16 protein-coding genes are annotated in these 18,845 nt (G+C 55.8%); 7 read left to right on the plus strand and 9 right to left on the minus strand.

The window, feature by feature from the left end; translation table 11 throughout:
- Positions 1–67 precede the first annotated feature (67 nt).
- Positions 68–538 (minus strand): hypothetical protein, encoded by a 471-nt coding sequence (locus ABD971_RS10190; RefSeq protein WP_345321720.1) that lies wholly within the window; start codon positions 536–538, stop codon positions 68–70.
- Between the two features lie 428 nt (positions 539–966).
- On the opposite strand from ABD971_RS10190, the gene ABD971_RS10195 reads away from it, so the two are divergent.
- The 3 genes from ABD971_RS10195 to ABD971_RS10205 all read left to right on the plus strand — a co-directional run bounded on the left by ABD971_RS10195 (position 967) and on the right by ABD971_RS10205 (position 3,989).
- Complete coding sequence (locus tag ABD971_RS10195; RefSeq protein WP_339941019.1) at positions 967–1,974, plus strand: PIN/TRAM domain-containing protein; 1,008 nt, start codon at positions 967–969, stop codon at positions 1,972–1,974.
- A gap of 13 nt (positions 1,975–1,987) precedes the next feature.
- Positions 1,988–2,422, plus strand: a complete 435-nt coding sequence (locus ABD971_RS10200) for a hypothetical protein (protein WP_339941021.1) — start codon at positions 1,988–1,990, stop codon at positions 2,420–2,422.
- A 283-nt stretch (positions 2,423–2,705) separates the two neighbouring features.
- The gene (locus ABD971_RS10205; protein WP_345321724.1) at positions 2,706–3,989 is read left to right on the plus strand and encodes a hypothetical protein; all 1,284 of its coding nucleotides are present in this window, start codon (positions 2,706–2,708) and stop codon (positions 3,987–3,989) included.
- A gap of 62 nt (positions 3,990–4,051) precedes the next feature.
- On the opposite strand, the gene tyrS is transcribed toward ABD971_RS10205, so the two are convergent.
- The 3 genes from tyrS to ABD971_RS10220 are packed head-to-tail and all read right to left on the minus strand — an operon-like array spanning position 4,052 to position 7,275.
- The gene (gene tyrS, locus ABD971_RS10210; RefSeq protein WP_339941024.1) at positions 4,052–5,335 is read right to left on the minus strand and encodes a tyrosine--tRNA ligase; all 1,284 of its coding nucleotides are present in this window, start codon (positions 5,333–5,335) and stop codon (positions 4,052–4,054) included.
- Positions 5,336–5,360: 25 nt separating this feature from the next.
- Complete coding sequence (ispD, locus tag ABD971_RS10215) at positions 5,361–6,074, minus strand: 2-C-methyl-D-erythritol 4-phosphate cytidylyltransferase (protein ID WP_345321726.1); 714 nt, start codon at positions 6,072–6,074, stop codon at positions 5,361–5,363.
- A 4-nt stretch (positions 6,075–6,078) separates the two neighbouring features.
- Positions 6,079–7,275 carry a Gfo/Idh/MocA family protein gene (locus ABD971_RS10220; protein WP_339941028.1) on the minus strand — a complete coding sequence of 399 codons (1,197 nt, stop codon included), beginning with the start codon at positions 7,273–7,275 and terminating at the stop codon, positions 6,079–6,081.
- 219 nt (positions 7,276–7,494) lie between these two features.
- Here ABD971_RS10220 and ABD971_RS10225 point away from each other — a divergent pair, with 219 nt between their 5' ends.
- Together ABD971_RS10225 and ABD971_RS10230 are read left to right on the plus strand one after the other, a co-directional pair.
- Positions 7,495–8,127, plus strand: coding sequence for a hypothetical protein (locus ABD971_RS10225; RefSeq protein ID WP_345321728.1), 633 nt, complete (start codon positions 7,495–7,497; stop codon positions 8,125–8,127).
- Positions 8,128–8,268: 141 nt separating this feature from the next.
- Positions 8,269–10,281 (plus strand): ATP-dependent helicase, encoded by a 2,013-nt coding sequence (locus ABD971_RS10230; RefSeq protein WP_345321730.1) that lies wholly within the window; start codon positions 8,269–8,271, stop codon positions 10,279–10,281.
- A gap of 194 nt (positions 10,282–10,475) precedes the next feature.
- On the opposite strand, the gene gap is transcribed toward ABD971_RS10230, so the two are convergent.
- Positions 10,476–11,471: a type I glyceraldehyde-3-phosphate dehydrogenase gene (gene gap / locus ABD971_RS10235; RefSeq protein ID WP_339941035.1), complete on the minus strand. Its 996-nt coding sequence runs from the start codon at positions 11,469–11,471 to the stop codon at positions 10,476–10,478.
- Between the two features lie 189 nt (positions 11,472–11,660).
- Here gap and ABD971_RS10240 point away from each other — a divergent pair, with 189 nt between their 5' ends.
- A complete protein-coding gene (locus tag ABD971_RS10240; protein WP_345321733.1) occupies positions 11,661–12,494 on the plus strand; it encodes a class I SAM-dependent methyltransferase in 834 nt (277 codons plus the stop codon).
- Between the two features lie 140 nt (positions 12,495–12,634).
- Here the strand turns inward: ABD971_RS10240 and ABD971_RS10245 are convergent, their stop codons facing one another.
- Complete coding sequence (locus tag ABD971_RS10245) at positions 12,635–13,864, minus strand: site-2 protease family protein (protein WP_345321735.1); 1,230 nt, start codon at positions 13,862–13,864, stop codon at positions 12,635–12,637.
- Positions 13,865–13,990: 126 nt separating this feature from the next.
- Here ABD971_RS10245 and ABD971_RS10250 point away from each other — a divergent pair, with 126 nt between their 5' ends.
- Positions 13,991–14,437, plus strand: coding sequence for an RbsD/FucU family protein (locus tag ABD971_RS10250; protein ID WP_339941041.1), 447 nt, complete (start codon positions 13,991–13,993; stop codon positions 14,435–14,437).
- A gap of 24 nt (positions 14,438–14,461) precedes the next feature.
- Here ABD971_RS10250 and ABD971_RS10255 read toward each other — a convergent pair whose 3' ends face one another.
- The 3 genes from ABD971_RS10255 to ABD971_RS10265 form a co-directional block, all read right to left on the minus strand.
- Complete coding sequence (locus ABD971_RS10255; RefSeq protein ID WP_345321738.1) at positions 14,462–15,772, minus strand: PQQ-binding-like beta-propeller repeat protein; 1,311 nt, start codon at positions 15,770–15,772, stop codon at positions 14,462–14,464.
- A gap of 42 nt (positions 15,773–15,814) precedes the next feature.
- Entirely contained in the window at positions 15,815–16,546 is a 732-nt protein-coding gene (locus ABD971_RS10260) for an ABC transporter permease (RefSeq protein WP_345321740.1), read from the minus strand.
- 238 nt (positions 16,547–16,784) lie between these two features.
- Positions 16,785–18,674 (minus strand): arylsulfatase, encoded by a 1,890-nt coding sequence (locus tag ABD971_RS10265; RefSeq protein ID WP_345321742.1) that lies wholly within the window; start codon positions 18,672–18,674, stop codon positions 16,785–16,787.
- Positions 18,675–18,845: the final 171 nt, after the last annotated feature.

Below are 18,845 nucleotides of genomic sequence, written 5' to 3' on the forward strand. Positions count from 1 at the left end.
GCTGTAACGCAGCACTCGCGTCAATTTAGGAGGGGGAGATTTCACCTCATGATTCCTGCTGAGTTGCTTAGTTTTCAGGCTTCGTCAGGTCGAACATCGTTGCAGTCCACACAAGGTTGCCCGATTTCAGCTTGACCGACGGGGGATGAATCAAAAGTACCTCCAATCCGTCGTGCGATTGTCCGGTCGCGAGCGTGATGGTCGAGTCTTTTGTCCTGAGGATGACTTTAGGAACGTCCAGCTGGGCAAACCCGAGAACTTCGAGCTGCGTCGCCTTGGAGACGCGTGAGTCCCGTTTGACGACAGTGGTCGGTTGGTCGTTGGGGAAATGAAACGGATCGCTCCGCTCTTGGTATTTCGGACGAAAACGGATTTCGGTTGCAATCGGCTGGGGAGATCTGGCGGTCGGGGAGCCGATTGCGCCTGATGCTCGCAACGAGTCGCTCCACTGCTCGATTTGCTCTGGCTCGACCGAGCATCCGCTGATTGTCAGTGCGAAGGCAACGCAGACGGCAGGCTGAAAATGGCGTGAGATCATCGATAGAACCAAGCGATGGGCTACGAAATGCGAAGAAGACCGAAAAAATTTAGCTCGCCCATTCGCTGCAGGTCGCGTTCTTAGTCGAATTCGATGGCGCAAAGGGGCCGGTTATTCCCTTTGTGACGATTTAATGGGTTTGGGGCACGAACCCCTGTTTTTGAATTGGTTTTCGGACATCAGAATGTCTCGCTCCCTGCCGTAGGCTGCCCTATCCTGGCAAACCGATTCGGATTTCAGATCGTATCGAAACTAGCGGTTGTAAATGCATCGACCGCGACACTTCGTTCTGGCGGCTTGCAACCCCTTGGGTGTGGACTGTCGATCGATCTACACTATGAACCATTCCTTGCGGTCAGTGGGACCGATTTATTCCGCCCCCCACGACTGCACCCCATGCTGCAAGACTTTCAACCCACGATCCATCCATGGCTCTGATCATTCTGCGATGTGTTTTCCTGCTCTGTGCCGGAGGCGTGTCTGCAATCATCAACACATCGCTTTCGAGCGATACCTCGACATCCGTTCCATGGCTGATATTTGCTGGCATTATGACGCTGGCCACTGTCGTGGTGGTCGGAGATATTTACGCGCCACGAAAGCGAATCGACACCATTTCGGCGTTGTACTTTGGGGTGCTGATCGGCGTTTTGCTGACCTATATCCTATGGATCGCGATCGCGCCTCTGATGGATCAATCCTTTAATGGTCGCGGGTTGCAGTTAGTGATTGGGTTGTTGATGTGTTACATCTGCACGAGCGTGCTGCTGCAGACCAAAGACGATTTCCGCTTCTTGATTCCGTATGTGGAATTTGTTCGCGAGGTCAAAGGTTTTAAGCCATTGGTGTTGGACACCAGCGTGGTGATCGACGGGCGTATTGCGGATTTGGTCGGCACCGGCGTCTTCGACAACCAATTGATCATGCCGCGATTTGCATTGACGGAATTGCAGGCGATCGCCGACAGCAGCGACAAGCTTCGCCGTACTCGCGGTCGACGTGGCCTCGATGTGCTCAATCGAATGCGTGCGGACGAGAACGTCGATCTGATGATCTTTGATCGCGAGCTGCCGGAACTCGCGGGTCAAACGGTTGATCTGAAACTCGTGTTGTTGGCAAAACATCTCGACGGCAAAGTGGTCACCGGTGACTTCAATCTGAACAAGGTAGCGAAGCTTCACAACGTTCCGGTGATCAACTTGAACGAGATCAGCAATTCGCTTCGTCCGGTCTTTTTGCCCGATGAAACCTTTCGCATCAAAGTCATCAAGGCCGGCGAAGGTCCCGAGCAAGGGATCGGTTATCTGGATGATGGCACGATGGTGGTCATCGAGGGAGCTCGACATAAGATCGGCCAAGACTTGGATGTTCGCGTCACCAGCACGCTGCAAACCAATGCGGGCAAAATGATTTTTGCCAAGGTCGAGAGCCGATAAACGAGGTCGTCTTATGCCCGACCTATGGTATCGCGCCGCACTGCTGACCTCCATTCCCGTGGTCTGGTGTGGCATTTGTCTGGTGCTCAGTTGGTCGAGCGGTTGGTGGGTTTTGTCGCAGCGGTACGCCGCAGAACCGGGTGACGGTTTTGGCGACGATTCGAACCGAGCCTACATGCGAACCGGTCGGATCGGAGCGATCCAGTACCATTCGACGCTGAACTTTGTCGCCGACACACGCGGACTTCGGATCTCGGTATTCTTGCCATTTCGGCTAGGGCATCCGCCACTGTTCATCCCGTGGAGCGAATTTGACAAGGTCCGTCTGGACGACAAGTTATTTTCGCAGCGAATCAAAATGTCGGTCGGCCGTCCCGCGATCACGCGCGTGGTCTTCCCCGGTTGGGTCAAGTTTCACATGCCGATCGAACATCGCCCGAGTGCCTAAACCGGTTTTCCAAGACAAATCGCCTGCTCGATCGCGATCGGGTTTGAAACGCAGGAATCCATCGTCGCTGCCTACAACTTGCTCACACTCGCGATCAACGGCGGGTTGCCGATCAAACAGTTTGCTGTCGGTGAATGAACGCAATCGGTTTGGAAAGCCGAGCGACAATGGCTGATGCCAGCACTCTGACGCAAGCAAAGCTGGGGACGCCATGGCGAACTTTGCCAAAGAATCCTCGAAATCCGATTGACTTGGAATTGACCAAACTGGTAATTCAACTGTCATGTGGACCCTTTTTCCGAAACGACGCACGATCGCGGCTTGTTTGTTGACCCTGATGGGTGGCAATCAATTTGCTAGCAGTGATGAACCTTCTGACCCGATGGTGACGCCATCGCCGGTGTTGCGGATCGTCAATGCGCGGACCAATTTCCAAACCGAAGCCGTCCCGGTGGTCAATCCGGTCGAGCCCACTGTCGATGGAAAGTGGGCGGATCCACAGAGGCCTGTCGGTCTGGAGTCCGCCGATGTCAATCATTCCGGAACCAGCTCCCATTCAAATACGAACACACATTCAATAAACCCGGGATCTCCCGTTGCTGCCGAATCGCAGCCTTGCGTGCTGTTAAACAACGGCAACGTGTTATGGGGCACTGTGACCCAGCTCGGGCAATGGATTATGGTCAGCCGTGATGGCGTGTCTGAAGTTCAGCTGGCCCGCAAAGACGTGGCTTGTTGGGGGAATTCGATTCGTGAATTGTATCAATATCGGATCGATCGACGCGGTGTGGGATCGCTTGTTTCACGATTAGAAGATGCCCGATGGTGCTTGCGTTACGACTTGTACGATTTGGCTGCCAAGGAACTCGTCGATATTTATGCGATCGCGCCGGACCATCCCGAAGCCAAGCGGATTGAAAAGCGATTGCGGAGCACCGCGATGGCTGCGGACGTGGAAAAAGTTGAGCCAAGCGAACCGGTTGTCGACGATGCTCCGAGCGACCCTTCCAAAGCATGGATCCCTGCGGCGCTGGAGTCGTCCGATCGCGTGCGAGATTTTGCACGCTTCGTTCAACCATTGATGATCAACCGCTGTGCCCAATGTCATTCGCATGATACGAAGCGAAAATGGCAACTGATGACACCGTCGATTGGTTCACGACCATCAGCACGAATGACGCACGATAATTTGAAAGCGGCGTTTCAGTTTTTGGACATGCAATCACCTTTGACAAGTGAGATGTTGGTCAAGGCACAAACGCCGCATGGTGACGAACCACGCGGAGTGGATCCTCGACGTCAAACCACTGCAGCGACCATCCAAAAATGGGTCGAATCGGTGCACGCCAACGTGGCACCGGCAAAATCAGTGCCGACTCATGTTCCACCATTGGGGCAGTTCTTTACGCCCGATGAGGCGATTCCAATGCCGGCGATCGCGGAGCCGTCCGAACCCGAGGTTCCGGTGAGCACACCAGTCACTTCGGCACGCCCCGCTCGCTTGCCCGATATCGGCAACCCGTTTGATCCCGAGTTGTTCAATCGCCGATTCGCCACCGGCGAGTAGATTCACTAGCGGCACGACACGAGCTCAATGACAATCGCAGAGCATCACCGTACCTCTCTCGCTCAGCGAAAGCGGATCAGGGCGTATTTGCGTTTGCCACGCCGCAGCACGGTGACCGTCTCGCTGGCAAGATCCTCTTCGCTGAGTCGATGGTTCATATCCCCGACGCGGCGGTTGTTCAAATAGATGCTGCCTTCTTTGATTGCACGTCGCGCGTCACTGCTGCTGGTCGTCAATCCCGACGCTTGCAGTGCTTCGACGATCCACCAACCTTCGCCGCCCAAAACACTTCGCTCGGCTTCGGTGCTGGGGACGTCGGCAAAGATTTGGCTGAGCTGGGCATCGGATGCCTTTTCGATTTCGCCGCCAAACAAAATCTTCGTCGCACGCTCGGCGGACTCGAGTCCTTGTTCGCCGTGAACGAGTTCGGTCATCCAGGTGGCGAGTCGTTTTTGTGCGACACGCTTGCCCGCGTCGGCTTCGGTTTGCGCCGCAAGCTCGTCGTACTCTTCTCGCTCGATTTCGGTCAGGTAAGCGATGCAGCGCATCACGTCAGCATCTTCGACATTGACCCAGTACTGAAAGAACTCGTAGGGGCTGGTACGCTCAGGATCCAACCAGATCGCTCCCTTTTCGGTCTTGCCCATCTTGCGACCATCGCTGGTCGTCAACAGCGGCGCGGTCAAACCAAACAGTTGCTGTCCGAGCATGCGGCGACCCAGATCGATGCCGGCGGTGATGTTGCCCCACTGGTCGCTGCCGCCCGCTTGGATCTTGCAGCCGTGTTCGCGACTGAGTTGCACAAAGTCATACGCTTGCAACAGCATGTAGCTGAACTCGGTGTAGCTCAGGCCTGCTTCGCTTTCGAGTCGCGAGCGGACCGATTCTTTGCCCATCATCGCACCGACAGGAAAATTCTTGCCGACGTCTCGCAAGAATTCGAGGTACGAGTACGACTTCATCCACTCGAAGTTGTTCAGCAGCAGTGCACCTTGATCGCCACTGAAATTGAGGAATTGTTTCATCTGTTCCGCCACGCCGTCGACGTTGGCTTGCAGTTGTTCGGCGGTCAGCAAGTTGCGTTCTTCGCTTTTGCCGCTGGGGTCGCCGATCATCCCAGTCGCTCCGCCCACCAAGGCGATCGGTCGATGTCCGGCACGTTGGAATCGACGCAGCATCATCACCTGCATCAGGTGTCCGACGTGCAAGCTCGACGCGGTAGGGTCAAAACCGATGTAGATCGTTTGCGGGCCGGATTGCAGTAGTTTGCCCAGTTCGACTTCGTCAGTCGTTTGATGGATTAGGCCACGCCAGCGAAGTTCTTCGATTAAGTTCGTTGCAGTCATAATGAGTTCGAGCGAGTAAGGTTTTTCAGCGGGCCAAAATAGCTTCGGCAATCCGGAGGTCTTCGGGGTGAGTGATTTTGATGTTGTCGGCCGATCCGTGCACCAGCGCCACCGGATGCCCGATCCGCTCGACCAATTGAGCGTCGTCGGTCGCAGGGCGTCCGCGGTGTCGATCGTAGGCGCGGCGAAGCACGTCGACGCGAAAGACTTGAGGCGTCAACGCACTGTAAAGTTCGCTGCGATCGACGGTCAGCGACGCATTGCCGTCGTTGAGTACGCGTTTCAGAGTGGCCGTGATAGGCGCCGCCAAGATCGCGGCTCCGGTCTCGGCGGCCTTGGCAAACACGGCGGCCAAATCAGCATCGCGAACCAGCGGGCGAGCCGCATCGTGGATCGCGATGAATTCGATCGATTTGTCATCGGCGACGGCATCCAAGCCTGCGCGAACGCTGTCGCTACGCTGGTCGCCGCCTCGCACCAATTCGATTCGCAGTTCGTTGACAAGCTCGGCGAACGGGCCGCGGAAATCGACTTCGTCCTGTTCCGAGATCGCCATCACGATGCGGCCCACCTCGGGGCGAGCCGCTAACCGCGACGCGGCATGAAACCAGATCGGTTTACCGCTCAGCATGGCGAAAAGTTTATTGCGATCGCTACCAAACCGCTGGCCGCTGCCGGCCGCAGGCAATACGGCGGCAATACAGCCGGTTGCCAATTGGGTTGGATGAGGATCGTTCATGCGATTAGCGTCGTGCGGCTTCGTGCTTCAGCGGCAACCAAGCCGAGTTCTGCGAGTTGCTGTCGACACATTGTTGGATGAAGTACATGCCTTCGACGCCATCAAACACGTTGGGATAGACGGTGTCGCGTTTCTCGACGGGGCCGCCTTCGGCACGCTTCGCAATTGCATCGAACACGGCTGCGTAGATGTTAGCGAACGCTTCGAAGAACGCTTCGGGATGACCCGCAGGCAAGCGGCACGCCGCCGCGCCGGCTGCATTGGTGTGCGATCCGTTCGGGTCACGTGTATAGATTTGGTGCGGGCTGCCGTTACGTCGAACGATCATCTCGTTGGGATTTTCTTGACGCCAACGCAACGAGCCTTTGGTGCCATCGATTTCGATTTCAAAATCGTTTTCGCGGCCGTGGCTGATTTGCGACGCCGTGACCGTTCCGAGTCCGCCGTTTTCGTAGCGGATGACGGCGGTGCCGTAATCGTCCAGTCGTCGGCCTTCGACAAACGATTTCAGCGAGCAGCTGACCGAATCGGGTAACAGCCCGGTCATGTAGCGACCGAGGTTGTAGGCGTGCGTTGCGATGTCCCCAAAAGCACCCGCAGCACCGCTCTTGCTGGGGTCGGTTCGCCAGGCGGCTTGTTTTTGGTCTTCGGCTTCCAGCGAAGTGCGGAGCCAGCCTTGGATGTATTGCGAGCGGATCGCGTTGATCTCGCCCAATTCGCCACCCAGGATCATCTCGCGAGCTTGGCGGATCATCGGATAGCCGGTGTAGTTATGGGTGACGGCAAACACCACGTCACTGTTCTTGACCGTTTCCAGCAGCGTTTCGGCCTGACCGAGGTCAAATGTCATCGGTTTGTCGCAAACGACATTAAATCCGGCTTCGACCGCCGCTTTGGCGATATCAAAGTGGGTGTGGTTGGGGGTGGTGACGCTGACGAAATCGATTCGCTCGTCCTCGGGCAGTTTCAATTCTGCTTCGAACATTTCGGAATAGCTGCCATAGGCACGCGCCGGATCGATATCGTAATCGGGAGCGGATGCCTTGCTGCGTTCAGGGTTGCTCGAAAGAGCTCCGGCGGTCACGACGGCGCGATTGTCTAAGCAGGCGGCGATCGAGTGAACACGTCCGATAAATGACCCCTGGCCGCCCCCGACAAGCCCCATGCGAAGTTTGCGATTCAGTGGAGAATTAATGCCCATGGTTGTTTGTCCTTAGAATTAGCGGGGTGGGGAAGCATTTTCAGTTGATCGTGCTGACGCCCGATACTGTAAACTAGACGCGGGTCAGAAGAAGTCGGGCCAGAAAAATCTGTTCCGAATCTCGCTAAGTAGGCAATCGTAAAGTCGATCGCCAGCGCGTACAATTCCCTGGAAGTCACCAAATCTCGTCAAATGCCACCTCGCTGGAGCAAAAAAACAATGTCCGATCACAACGCGAGCATTGACTTTTCTGAATCAAACTCGATCGACACACCGATGCCGGTTCTTGCCACCCCTGCGGGGCGTTGCTGTGCTGGCAAAGGCTATTTGGGCATGCTTTTGTTGGCGGTTTCGCTCGTCGGAGTCTCTGCGGTCGCCTATTTTGTAGGAAAATCGTCGTCGGAAACCCACGTGACGTTTCCGAAAATCGATGCCACGTCGTCGGTGTACAGCGAAAAGTTTTCGATGGCGACCGGACCGATCAGCGAAGATGCCGAAGGGCTTTTCGTGCTGGACCACAATTCGGGATTGCTGCAGTGCACCGTGATTTACCCACGTGTCGGCCGATTTATGGCCAGTTTTAGCGTCAATGTCGCCGATGCCCTTTCCAGCGGCGGAAAAGGGGGCTCGTACATGATGGTCACCGGGATGGCCGATTTTCCGCGGGCCAGCAACCGACCTGCGGCGCCTTCGGTCGTCTATGTATTGGACACCGCGACGGGCAACTATGCCTGTTATGGGATCCCGTTCAATCGTCAATTGGTCAACTCGAACCAACCGCAAATGGCTCCAATGGTGCTGATTGCGACCGGGTCGGCTAACCCACTCGTCGATCGAGATGCCCTGCGTTAAAAAAGGCCTGTAAACCCCTTTCTAAATCAGTCCCGAGCCGACGCGTCGGGACCTTATCGGACGAAAACGGATCGCACACGGCAAGGGCCATGGGATCCGTTTTTGATTTTTAGCAGTGAAACGTTACCTTGATCAAACGGAATGAATGTGAGCCACGGACTTAATCCGGCTCAGGCTGCCGCAGTTGAAACGTTGTCTGGGCCCATGCTGGTGCTGGCAGGTGCTGGAACTGGCAAAACGCGGGTGGTGACATTCCGGATCGCCAATTTGATTCGGAATGGGACGCCGCCGGATCGCATTCTTGCGATGACGTTTACCAATAAAGCTGCGGGCGAGATGCAGGAGCGGATCGGCGAGCTGATCGGTTCAAAGAAAAAACGCAAACCTCGCAAAGGCGAACCGCAAGAGCCCAAGCCGACGATCAGCACGTTCCACTCGCTGTGCGTGCGGATTCTGCGGCGTCACGCTCGAGCGCTCGGCTATCCCGACAAGTTTTCGATCTACGACCGTAGCGACCAAGAGTCGATTGCGCGTAACATTTTGCGTGAATTGCGTTTGTCCGGTACCGCGCTGAAGCCGGGTGACATGTTGTCGATCATCGGCGGCTGGAAAAACCAGTCGATTCATCCCGAAGAGGCGATGTCGATCGCCTCGACCGACAAAGAGCATTTTGCGGCGTCGGGTTATCGCCGCTACCAAAATGCATTGCGGGCCCGGGGAGCGATGGATTTTGACGATCTGTTGCTGCAAACCGAAACGCTATTTCTCGAGCACGATGCGATTCGTGAAGAGGAAGCTTCGAAGTTCGATCACGTGTTGGTCGACGAATACCAAGACACCAACGGCAGCCAGTACCGGATTACGCGGGCGCTGACCGAGGTGCATCGTAATTTCTGCGTGGTGGGTGACGATGATCAATCGATCTATGCATGGCGAGGTGCCGATGTCACGCACATTTTGAACTTCACCAAAGATTGGCCTGACGCAAAGGTGGTTTGTCTGGAAGACAATTACCGCAGTACGGGGGCGATTTTGGGGATGGCCAACACGTTAATCCAGTACAACACCGTCCGGCACGATAAAATCTTGGTTCCCAGTCGTCCCGATGGTCGCCGGCCTCGTATTTTGCAGCACAAGGATGAGACGGCGGAAGCCGAGATGGTGGTGCGTGAGATCAAGAATCTGATCGACAACCAACACATCCAGCCGCGAGACATTGCGATCCTGTTTCGCACCAACGAGCAGCCGCGATTGTTTGAAACCGAGCTTCGCAAGCACGATGTTCCTTATGTGATGATGGGGAGCCAATCGTTTTTTGATCGGCGTGAAATCCGTGACTTGATTGCCTATTTGAAATGGATCGAGCAGCCCGATGACGAGATCTCGCTGCTGCGTGTGATCAACACGCCCGCGCGGGGGCTGAGCAACAAGACGGTACAATTGTTGGTCAAACGCGCGGTCGAGCGTGGGGTGCCGGTGTGGCAAGTGATGCAGGACAATTCGGCGGTTCAAGATTTATCGCCGAGCGCGCGGCGTGGGATCACCGAGCTCGCACAGATGGCTGAGGATGTTCGGCTGCGAGCCAAGAGTGATTCGCTGACCGACGCCGTGCGGACGCTGCTCGAGCGAACGGCGTACGCTGACGAGATCGCTCGGCTGTACGAAAACCCCGAAGAACGCGATGCGCGGATGGCGTCGATTGGCGATTTGACCAATGCGGTCGCGGCCTTTGAAGACAAAACCGAAGAGGCGGATTTGACCGGGTTCCTCGCCGAGACGGCGCTTGCTGGACGCGAGATGGGGAACGAAAAGGACAAGATGGCGCTCAAGAATTCCGTCTGGTTGCTGACGTTACACGCAGCCAAAGGACTCGAGTTTCCGGTTGTCTTTATGGTCGGTTTGGAAGAAGGGATTCTGCCGCATAGCCGCAGTGTGAAGAGTGGTCGCGAGGAAGACATCGCCGAGGAACGTCGGCTGTGTTACGTCGGGATCACGCGAGCTCAAGAGACATTGACGATGTCGATGGCACTGACTCGCCGCAAATGGGGTAAGCCGCGTCCGACGATCCCAAGTCAATTTCTGTACGAGATCACGGGCAAAGCCGCGAACCCCAACAAATATCGCAAACCCCGCCCGGTTTCGTCATTGCGCTAACGCGAGTCCGCAAGATCTCTTGGTAATCTCTTCGTAGCGAAACTCGTCAAGAGTTTCGGCATGAGTGTGGGATAGGCTTCCAGCCTGTCATAGAATGCTGATGACGTGCTGGAAGCCAATTCCACATTACATAAAAAAAGGCCCGAAGCGTGATGCTTCGGGCCTTCTTGTTTGTTTAACGATCTGCGAAAGTTTTACTTCGAGATCTTTGCAACGAGGTCAAGAACCTTGTTCGAGTAGCCCCATTCGTTGTCGTACCACGATACGACCTTGACGAAGGTCTTATCGAGTTGGATGCCAGCGTCGGCATCGAATACCGAAGTGCGGGTTTCGCCGCGGAAGTCGGTGGAAACCACTTTGTCGGTGGTGTAACCAAGGATGCCCTTCATCGGGCCTTCGGCTGCGGCTTTCATTGCGGCGCAGATGTCGTCGTAGGAAGCTTCCTTTTCGAGTTCGACGGTTAGGTCGACAACCGAAACGTCCGAAGTGGGGACGCGGAAAGCCATCCCGGTCAACTTGCCGTTCAGCTCAGGGATCACCTTGCCCACTGCCTTGGCAGCACCGGTGCTCGAAGGAATGATGTTTTCGAGGATACCACGACCACCACGCCAATCCTTAGCCGAAGGTCCGTCAACCGTTTTTTGGGTTGCGGTTGCAGCGTGAACGGTGGTCATCAAACCACGCTTGATGCCGAAGCTGTCGTTGAGCACCTTGGCGATCGGAGCCAAGCAGTTGGTGGTGCACGAAGCGTTGGAGACGAATTGTTCGCCGTCGTAGCTGTCGTCGTTGACGCCCATGACGAACATCTTGGTGTCGTCTTTGGACGGAGCCGACATGACAACCTTCTTCGCACCGGCTTCGATGTGGCCTTTGGCCGACTCGGAGGTCAAGAAGATACCGGTCGATTCCACAACCACGTCGGCGTTAACTTCGCCCCACTTCAGGTTCGCAGGATTGGTTTCGGCGGTGATGCGGATCTTCTTGCCGTTGACGACAAGCATTCCGTTTTCGGTCGACACTTCGCCTTCGAACGGGCCGTGGACCGAGTCGTACTTCAGCATGTATGCCAAGTAATCAACATCGAGAAGGTCGTTGATGCCGACGACTTCGATATCATCGCGAGTCACCGAGGCACGAAAAACCATACGTCCGATTCGGCCGAAGCCGTTAATTCCAACTCGTATTGCCACTGTCCTATTTCTCCTCAAGTTGATGGAGCCGAACCAGGATCACTGGCTGGCGTCGAATAAACCGTCTGATACGGTAAGCTGATTGTCACTCGAGCAATGGGTTGCTCGAAACATTTCGTGGTCCAGTGGCAAAACACAAGCCACTTTCAATCACGAGCACGCCGCGAATTATAGGAACCCGGTAGCCCTTTGAACCAGCCCCCGAAAACCACCCGTCCGCCCGACTGGCGTCGCCCGATCGGCGTTTCTGCGGGAACATGGAGTTACGTGAACGAGTGGACGATAGCGGACCATTACGATGCGTTTGTGGCGGATACTCCGCTTTGTGCCCTGGACCAGTCGATTTTGAAAGAAGTCTTTCCTGGCACTTTATCGGATGATTCCGCGCCCAGCCTGACTTCGATTGTCGATTTAGGCTGCGGAAGCGGGCGGGTGGCAATGGAATTAGCCAATCGAGGCTACCGTGTCGTTGGGGTCGATCTGAGCCAGCGGATGCTCGAAGTGATGATGGCAAAAGCCTCGCAGCTGGCATTGCAGGAGCAGATTCACGCGGTCCGCGCCAACTTGGTTCAATTGGACTGCTTTGCCGACCAGTCGATCGATCACGCGGTTTGTCTGTTCAGCACCATGGGGATGATCCAGGGACGCAGAAACCGCCAGCAGATGCTTCGCCATGTCGCTCGCATCGTCCGCCCTCAAGGTCGTTTGGTGCTGCACGTGCACAATCGCTGGTCCGCACTGCGAGAGCCCGGTGGGTGGCGATCGCTGGTTCGGTCGTGGATCAAATCGCGATGGCAATCCGGTCACGAATTTGGCGACAGCGTTTACCAGTACCGTGGACTCGAAAAGATGTTCATGCATCGGTTTTCGAAACGCGAATTGATCGCCGATTTGCAAGCTACGCAGTGGGACGTCACCCAGTTTCATCCGCTTTCGATCGACGGAGCCTCGATCGTCTCCGGATCCCGCAGCCCCGTGGGCGGCTTTATCGTCGTCGCCGAAAATCGCATTGCCAACCCGTGAGCCGTCGGCCGTAAGGCCTCGGGTAATGTAAGGCACCGGGTAACGTAAGGCACCGGGTAATGCGTGGCACCCGGTCGCTCACGCGCGAGCGGCTCACTAAATCGACAGTCCGCTTGCGCCGCGAGCGAACTAAAATCCACCTACGTCACGGCATCAAACCGGTCGACCACCGGCGCGCGACTGGCCAGATGTTTGCGCAATGAACCACGCGTCATCATCGAGTCCATATCGAGACAGCCGACGAGACCGCCATCGTTATTGACGACGGGAATTTGCCGATATTGCCCTCCGCTGCGAAGGATTGCGTTTTCGAGCGATTCGTATTCGCGTGCAAACGGAGCATTGTGATCGGCAATCTCGCCGACCGTCGTGATCGCGTGCTTATCGGATTCAATCGCTGTCAATAAATCTTTTAGTCTTAGCACGCCAACGACAATGTCGCCTTGGGCTGTGACTGGCAAGCTTGTCGTATCGATCGATTGCCAGCGATGGGCGGCTTCATCAAGCGTCGCGTCCATCGGGATCGAATTGTGGCAATGGGTCATGACGTTCGAAACGCTCAAACCACGCACCGATTCCATCATCTCGACTTGACGAGCTTCGGAGATGCCTGCGTAGGCAATAAACATCGCCACCAAGACCGGCCCTGGCGCCTGAGCATAAATCCCCGCCAACGCCATCAGCATCGCACATGCGATCCCGATGCGTGAGGCGAGAAAGGTGGCTCGGCGATAGTTAGTCACCATCGCTAGTAAACTTCGCAACACACGACCGCCGTCCATCGGAAAGGCCGGGATCATGTTGAACACGACGAGCATGATGTTGACTGCTAACAAGATCACGCAGAATGCGAGAAACGATGGGGCGGCAGACATTTCCACCTCGGCCAATTCTCCACTGGCCAATTCCCCGCTGGCCAACTCCCCACTGACCTGTGCGGTCGCCGCCGTTTCCACTGGGCCCACAAAGGCATGAAAGATCTCGACCAGGATTTCAGCGCCGCCAAACAGGTAGAACCCGACTAACAGCAGCGATGCGATTACGACATTGACGGCCGGGCCTGCGACCGCCACCACCAATTCTTGCCATGCGATGCGGGGCATCCGCTGTAATCGAGCCACCCCGCCAATCGGCAGCAACGTGATATCGATCGTGGGAATTCCGAATTTGCGAGCGGCCAAAGCGTGCCCGTATTCATGTAGCGTCACGCAGAAAAAGACGGCAAACAGCTGCGCCATGCCAAACGCAATGCCCATTAAACCCTGCGATTGGGTTTCGTAGGCAACGTAGGCCATCAGCAACCCAAACGTCCAATGCACGTAGACCCCAATGCCGAGGAATCGGCCTAGCTTTAATCGGCGCTCTAACACATTGGCTCCGTTACAACGAATCTGGTTTCTGGCATAATTGTCATCGCTCGCTATCAGGTATCGTAGCGAAATAAGTTGATTTCATCCCTACCCCCGTCTTGAACCTCGTTAAGAGCGTGTAGATCTATGCTTCGACACAAACTCATCCATCCGCAAATCACTGCGATTATTGCCGCTGCGGGGCATCACAGCTCGATTTTGATCGCCGATGGCAATTATCCGGCTGCCAGCAAACGAGGACCTCGAGCGGAACTGGTCAGTCTGAATTTGATGCCGGGGGTGCCCACCTGTAACCAAGTACTCGAAGCTCTGTTGTCGGCGATCCCGGTCGAAGCGATTCAGACGATGCAGACCGAAACGAGCGGACCGTACGCCTTGGATGGCGACCCACCCGTATGGGAAGATTACCGCAAAACGATCAAAAACGAGGGGCTCGATCTGGAAATCCAACCCGTCGACAAATGGGCTTTCTACGATGCCGTGTCCACGAATGACCACGTGCTAACAATCCAAACCGCCGACCAACAACGCTACGCCAACATTTTGTTGACCGTCGGCGTGCGGATGGACTAGCGATTGTCGCTGATCGCAGAGCGATCAACGGCGATCCGGCAGTAGCGATGCACAAACGAGTTCCTTGTCGTTGCGGGCGTAGATGAACCCGTTGGCGATGGCCGGCGCGGACCAGACAACGCCGTCACGTCGATTGAGTTGCTCGCGTGTCGGTGAGATCAGGTTCGTTCGCGAGTGCTCGTGATAGCCATCAGGAGCGACCGTTGCAAAGATCAATTCTCCTTGCTCGTTCAGCATGATCTCGGATTCACCATGGCGGATCGTGTGGATCGTGGCCCAGCGAGCACGGTTGACCGCGTTTTGGTCTTCCCAAACACGGTCGCCATTGGCCAAGTCCAAACATCGCATTTCACCATAGCTGTCGACCCCGTAGATGTAGTCACCTTTGATAAACGGGTTGCTGATCATGCAGTGAAGCGCGTCGGTATTTTTTTCGTCAATGCCCACACGGTGCCAAAGTTTTTCGGCTGCGGGTTTATCCTGATCCAAACGAATCAGCATCGAGCCGTCGTAGAACGACGAAACAAACAGCTTGTCGTCTTGGACCACCGGCGTGGGAACGCCGATCGGCATGTTTCGTGGCAGCATCGCGATGCTCCAAAACACTTTTCCATTGGTGGGATTCAATCCGCTCACGGACTCGCCGGTCCAGCACACCAGGACGTCTTGGTCGCCTTGCTTGATTAAGATCGGCGAACTGTAGCCGGCGCGTTCATCCAGCGCATGCCAAACTTCTTTGCCCGTGGTGCGATCCATAGCAACGACACAGGCGTCTTTATCGCCGGCGGCAATTTGGATCACGGTGTCGTGATAAATGATCGGCGCGGTGGTGATGCCCCAGATCGGCATCCGAGCGTGGTAGTCGGTCGCCAGATCACGCTTCCAAAGAATGTCGCCTGTCGCCGCATCAAAGCAAAAGAAATTGCCCATCGCGCCGACCGAATAGGCCTTGCCGTCATCGACGGTCACACTGGCCCGCGGCCCTGCGCGATAGCTGATCGTGTAATTGACATCGTAGCTGTGCTTCCAAAGCTGTTTGCCTGTTTGGGCATCGAAGCACAAGACGCGTTCCACTTCCTTTTGTTCGTCACCAGCGCCGTGGTCAGTTACATAAACGCGGCCTTCTGCGACCGTCGGACCGCTGTAGCCGGCACCGATCGAGACCGACCATTGGCGTTGCAGTTTGCCGGCGGGTAATTCTTTGATCAGCCCCGTTTCGCGGAGCACCGCGTCGCGCTGAGTGCCTCGCCACTGAGGCCAATCTTCGCCGACAGCGGCGGTCGTCACACAGACGGCCGAGATCAGCACGATGCTGGAAAGAGAGAACGCACGCATGGTGTTTCCTGGAAAAGAGTGGGAGAGAGGATGACTGAACGCTCAGGCGCTTGGGGTGTCTTCGCTTACCTTTGGATGGCTTTCGGAGCGACCGATCAGCCACAGGAAAAATGCTGCGGAAAGTCCGGCGGAACCAAAGATCATGCACATCACCATAATTTGATAGCGTGCGGCAATTAGGGGCGAGACCCCTGCCAATACCTGACCCGTCATCATTCCGGGAATCGAAACAATGCCGACTGCATACAGCGAATTGGTGATCGGAATGAACGCGGCTTTCAAAGCGACTTCGCGAGCTTGGGTGTCTGATGACCCTCGTTGGATTTCCGCATAATAGCGTTCCGCCGCCAAGCTGACGGAATTCATACTACTGGAAAGCGTCATGCCCGCCAGCGGAATGAAAACCCGCGGAGCAAACCAGGGATCCAAACCCAGCACAATCTGCGTCATCACCAGGAAGGTCGATCCCGCGCCGAGCAAGATCGCTAGAAACGAGAAGCGAAAATTCCGCCGGCGGTCGCTTGGAATCGATCGCAGCGAGATCCAGCTGGCCGCGATCAGCATCGCTGTAAACACCCCAATCACGACAAGCGATGTGTCGGTGCTGAAAATGTAACCCAGCAGATAACCGACCAACGCCAGTTGCAGGACCATGCGGATCACTCCGATCATGGCCGCTCGAAACCCCAGCGACCAGCGAATCATCAGGGCAAGGACGAGCACAACCGGTAATAACGCAAACGCCAATCGATGCAGCGGGATGACGTCGGTCATGGGTCAGGCAATGGTTACGAGTAAGCGACAGCAGCGAAAAACATTTTGCCCATCGTATCCATTTTCAGAGCGTTGACGATGGCAGCGGCATCATCTCGTAGCGAAACTCGCCAAGAGTTTCGGAGGTGTGAGAGCAAGGGGGAGCAATGCTCTATTGAGCGTCCGATCCTTGCCGCGGGTTACCCGGTGTCTTACGGCCCCGCGGCTCACATGTCACCTGAGTTGCGAACTTACAAAATTACTTTTGCTTGCTCAGCCGCAACAGCCGCACTTCCATCACTTCGTCGCCTGGGACTTCAATCGCCGAAAGTTTCAGCAGCCCACGACCTTTCGCTAGCGTGATCTTGCCAACGTTCATCGGTTTGAAATCTTTGACGTACGATTCGGATCCGCGATTTGGAGTCCGATCGGATTCGGCTCCATACGCGGGTGGATCGTGAGCCTGAGTGACTTTACCGGTCAGTTTTGCGTCGCCAAAATCGAGTTGGAATTCGGCTCCGACGTCATCAGTGGAACACGCGTAAAAGATCTCGACATCGAACGTTGCCGTTTCCGAGACTTCGATATCCCACGTGATCGCGTCCTCAGGATCACCGACCCAGTGGGTAAAGTACGAACAGTTGGGCGCTCTCGCACTTCGCTGGACACTGCCATGTTCCACTCCGTCGCGGGCCGGCAGCAACGTGATCGGTGCTTCGCCGACAGGGAAAGGACGCTCGTCCGGTTTGACAAGATCCCCAAGCTCCTGGACATACTGGTCCGCAGTCCGTTTCATTTCACGCACCACGTCCGGGTGTTGGTCTGAGACATCGGTGTCCTGGCCGGGATCCGCAGTGATGTCGTAAAGTTTGCCTGAGGCGTCCATGCGGAATCGTTGATTGCGAATGCTCACTCGCGGTTCTGGCGGTTTGCCTTTGCCGCCCCGTGGTGGTTGGTACGAGATCAACATTCGGTCGCTCCACTGAGTCTCGTTGTCTCGTAGCAGTGGAACAAGCGATCGACCATCGAGCGGTTTCTGTGGCGAGTAGGAAACCGAGGCGAGCTCCGTTAATGTCGGTAATAAATCAACTGCGCCGGCGATCGGCTTAATCGTTTTGCCTTTGACGATATGGCCTGGCCATCGCATCAGCATCGGGACTCGGACGCCACCTTCGTCGATGCTCCCTTTGCGACCTTTCATGCCACCGTTCCACCGCCAGCCATTGGGGCCGTTGTCGCTGAAATAAATGACAATGGTGTCTTCGGCGATCGAGAGTTCGTCAAGCTTCTTGAGCACTCGGCCGACGTTCCAATCGATGTTTTCGCACATCGCCAGTGCGGCTCGCAAATGAGGCATGTCCTCTTGTTTGGGATTGCGGTTGTGCATTTTTAGCGGTCGATTGGCGACCTTGTCAAAATACTCATCCGGAACTTGCATCGGCGAATGCGGCGTGTTGTACGGCAGGTAGCAGAAGAACGGTTTGCCTTGTTTGTGATTCGACTCCATGAACTCCAGCGCATGCGTCGTCAGATCGTCCGTGATGTAGCCTTTACCCCGCGTGATTTCATTGTTGTGTTCCAGCATCGGGTCAAAGTAGTGTCCCCAGTGACCCGAGGTGAAACCGTAATACTCTTGGAACCCACGCGAGTTGGGGTGATAGGGGAATTGGGACCCATTGTGCCATTTTCCAAACGCGCCAGTCGCATACCCGGCTTGTTTAAAAATGTCAGCAATCGTGACTTCGTCGGGATTGATTCGTTCTTGGCCTGTGGAGACGCCTCGCACACCTGTTCGGGCATAGTATCGCCCGGTTAAGAATTCGGCTCGCGTGGGCGCGCAGACCGGGCAGACGTAAAACCGGTCGAACAACACGCCATCGGTCGCTAACGAGTCGATGTTCGGAGTCGACAGATTGGTGTTGCCATGCACGCTGAGATCACCCCAGCCTTGGTCGTCGGCAAGCATGATGACGATATTAGGATGCTCGGCCGCGCGGGCAACTCGCGATTGGAAGCAAGCAAGTGCTATAAAGCAAATCAGTGTCGCGACCGCGAACGTGGCGGCGTGGAAGCCAGTGAGGCCGTGACGCGGTTGAGAGGTGGGAGTGCGATGACGGAAGGAGATCGTCGAGGCAAATGAACGAGTCATTCAGGATCCTCTGGGTTGAGATGGGGGCGGGCGTTTTAGCAGCCAAGTGGCAATCCCCACTATCGTAACCCACAACCGCTATCGAAGCATCCTACTGGTGACAATAGGCACGATACCGATCCCAAAGCCCATGTCCATTCTAAAGCCCGTGTCCATTCTGAAGCGAGTGTC

The sequence above is a fragment of the Novipirellula rosea genome, assembly GCF_039541335.1.
In the GTDB taxonomy this organism is placed as follows: Bacteria; Planctomycetota; Planctomycetia; order Pirellulales; family Pirellulaceae; genus Novipirellula; species Novipirellula rosea.

Excerpts from the sequence above, each read along its gene's own strand:
- ABD971_RS10190 (WP_345321720.1), bottom strand. The coding sequence starts at position 538 with ATGATCTCACGCCATTTTCAGCCTGCCGTCTGCGTTGCCTTCGCACTG.
- ABD971_RS10195 (WP_339941019.1), top strand. The coding sequence starts at position 967 with ATGGCTCTGATCATTCTGCGATGTGTTTTCCTGCTCTGTGCCGGAGGC.
- ABD971_RS10200 (WP_339941021.1), top strand. The coding sequence starts at position 1,988 with ATGCCCGACCTATGGTATCGCGCCGCACTGCTGACCTCCATTCCCGTG.
- ABD971_RS10205 (WP_345321724.1), top strand. The coding sequence starts at position 2,706 with ATGTGGACCCTTTTTCCGAAACGACGCACGATCGCGGCTTGTTTGTTG.
- tyrS (WP_339941024.1), bottom strand. The coding sequence starts at position 5,335 with ATGACTGCAACGAACTTAATCGAAGAACTTCGCTGGCGTGGCCTAATC.
- ispD (WP_345321726.1), bottom strand. The coding sequence starts at position 6,074 with ATGAACGATCCTCATCCAACCCAATTGGCAACCGGCTGTATTGCCGCC.
- ABD971_RS10220 (WP_339941028.1), bottom strand. The coding sequence starts at position 7,275 with ATGGGCATTAATTCTCCACTGAATCGCAAACTTCGCATGGGGCTTGTC.
- ABD971_RS10225 (WP_345321728.1), top strand. The coding sequence starts at position 7,495 with ATGTCCGATCACAACGCGAGCATTGACTTTTCTGAATCAAACTCGATC.
- ABD971_RS10230 (WP_345321730.1), top strand. The coding sequence starts at position 8,269 with ATGAATGTGAGCCACGGACTTAATCCGGCTCAGGCTGCCGCAGTTGAA.
- ABD971_RS10250 (WP_339941041.1), top strand. The coding sequence starts at position 13,991 with ATGCTTCGACACAAACTCATCCATCCGCAAATCACTGCGATTATTGCC.
- ABD971_RS10255 (WP_345321738.1), bottom strand. The coding sequence starts at position 15,772 with ATGCGTGCGTTCTCTCTTTCCAGCATCGTGCTGATCTCGGCCGTCTGT.
- ABD971_RS10260 (WP_345321740.1), bottom strand. The coding sequence starts at position 16,546 with ATGACCGACGTCATCCCGCTGCATCGATTGGCGTTTGCGTTATTACCG.
- ABD971_RS10265 (WP_345321742.1), bottom strand. The coding sequence starts at position 18,674 with ATGACTCGTTCATTTGCCTCGACGATCTCCTTCCGTCATCGCACTCCC.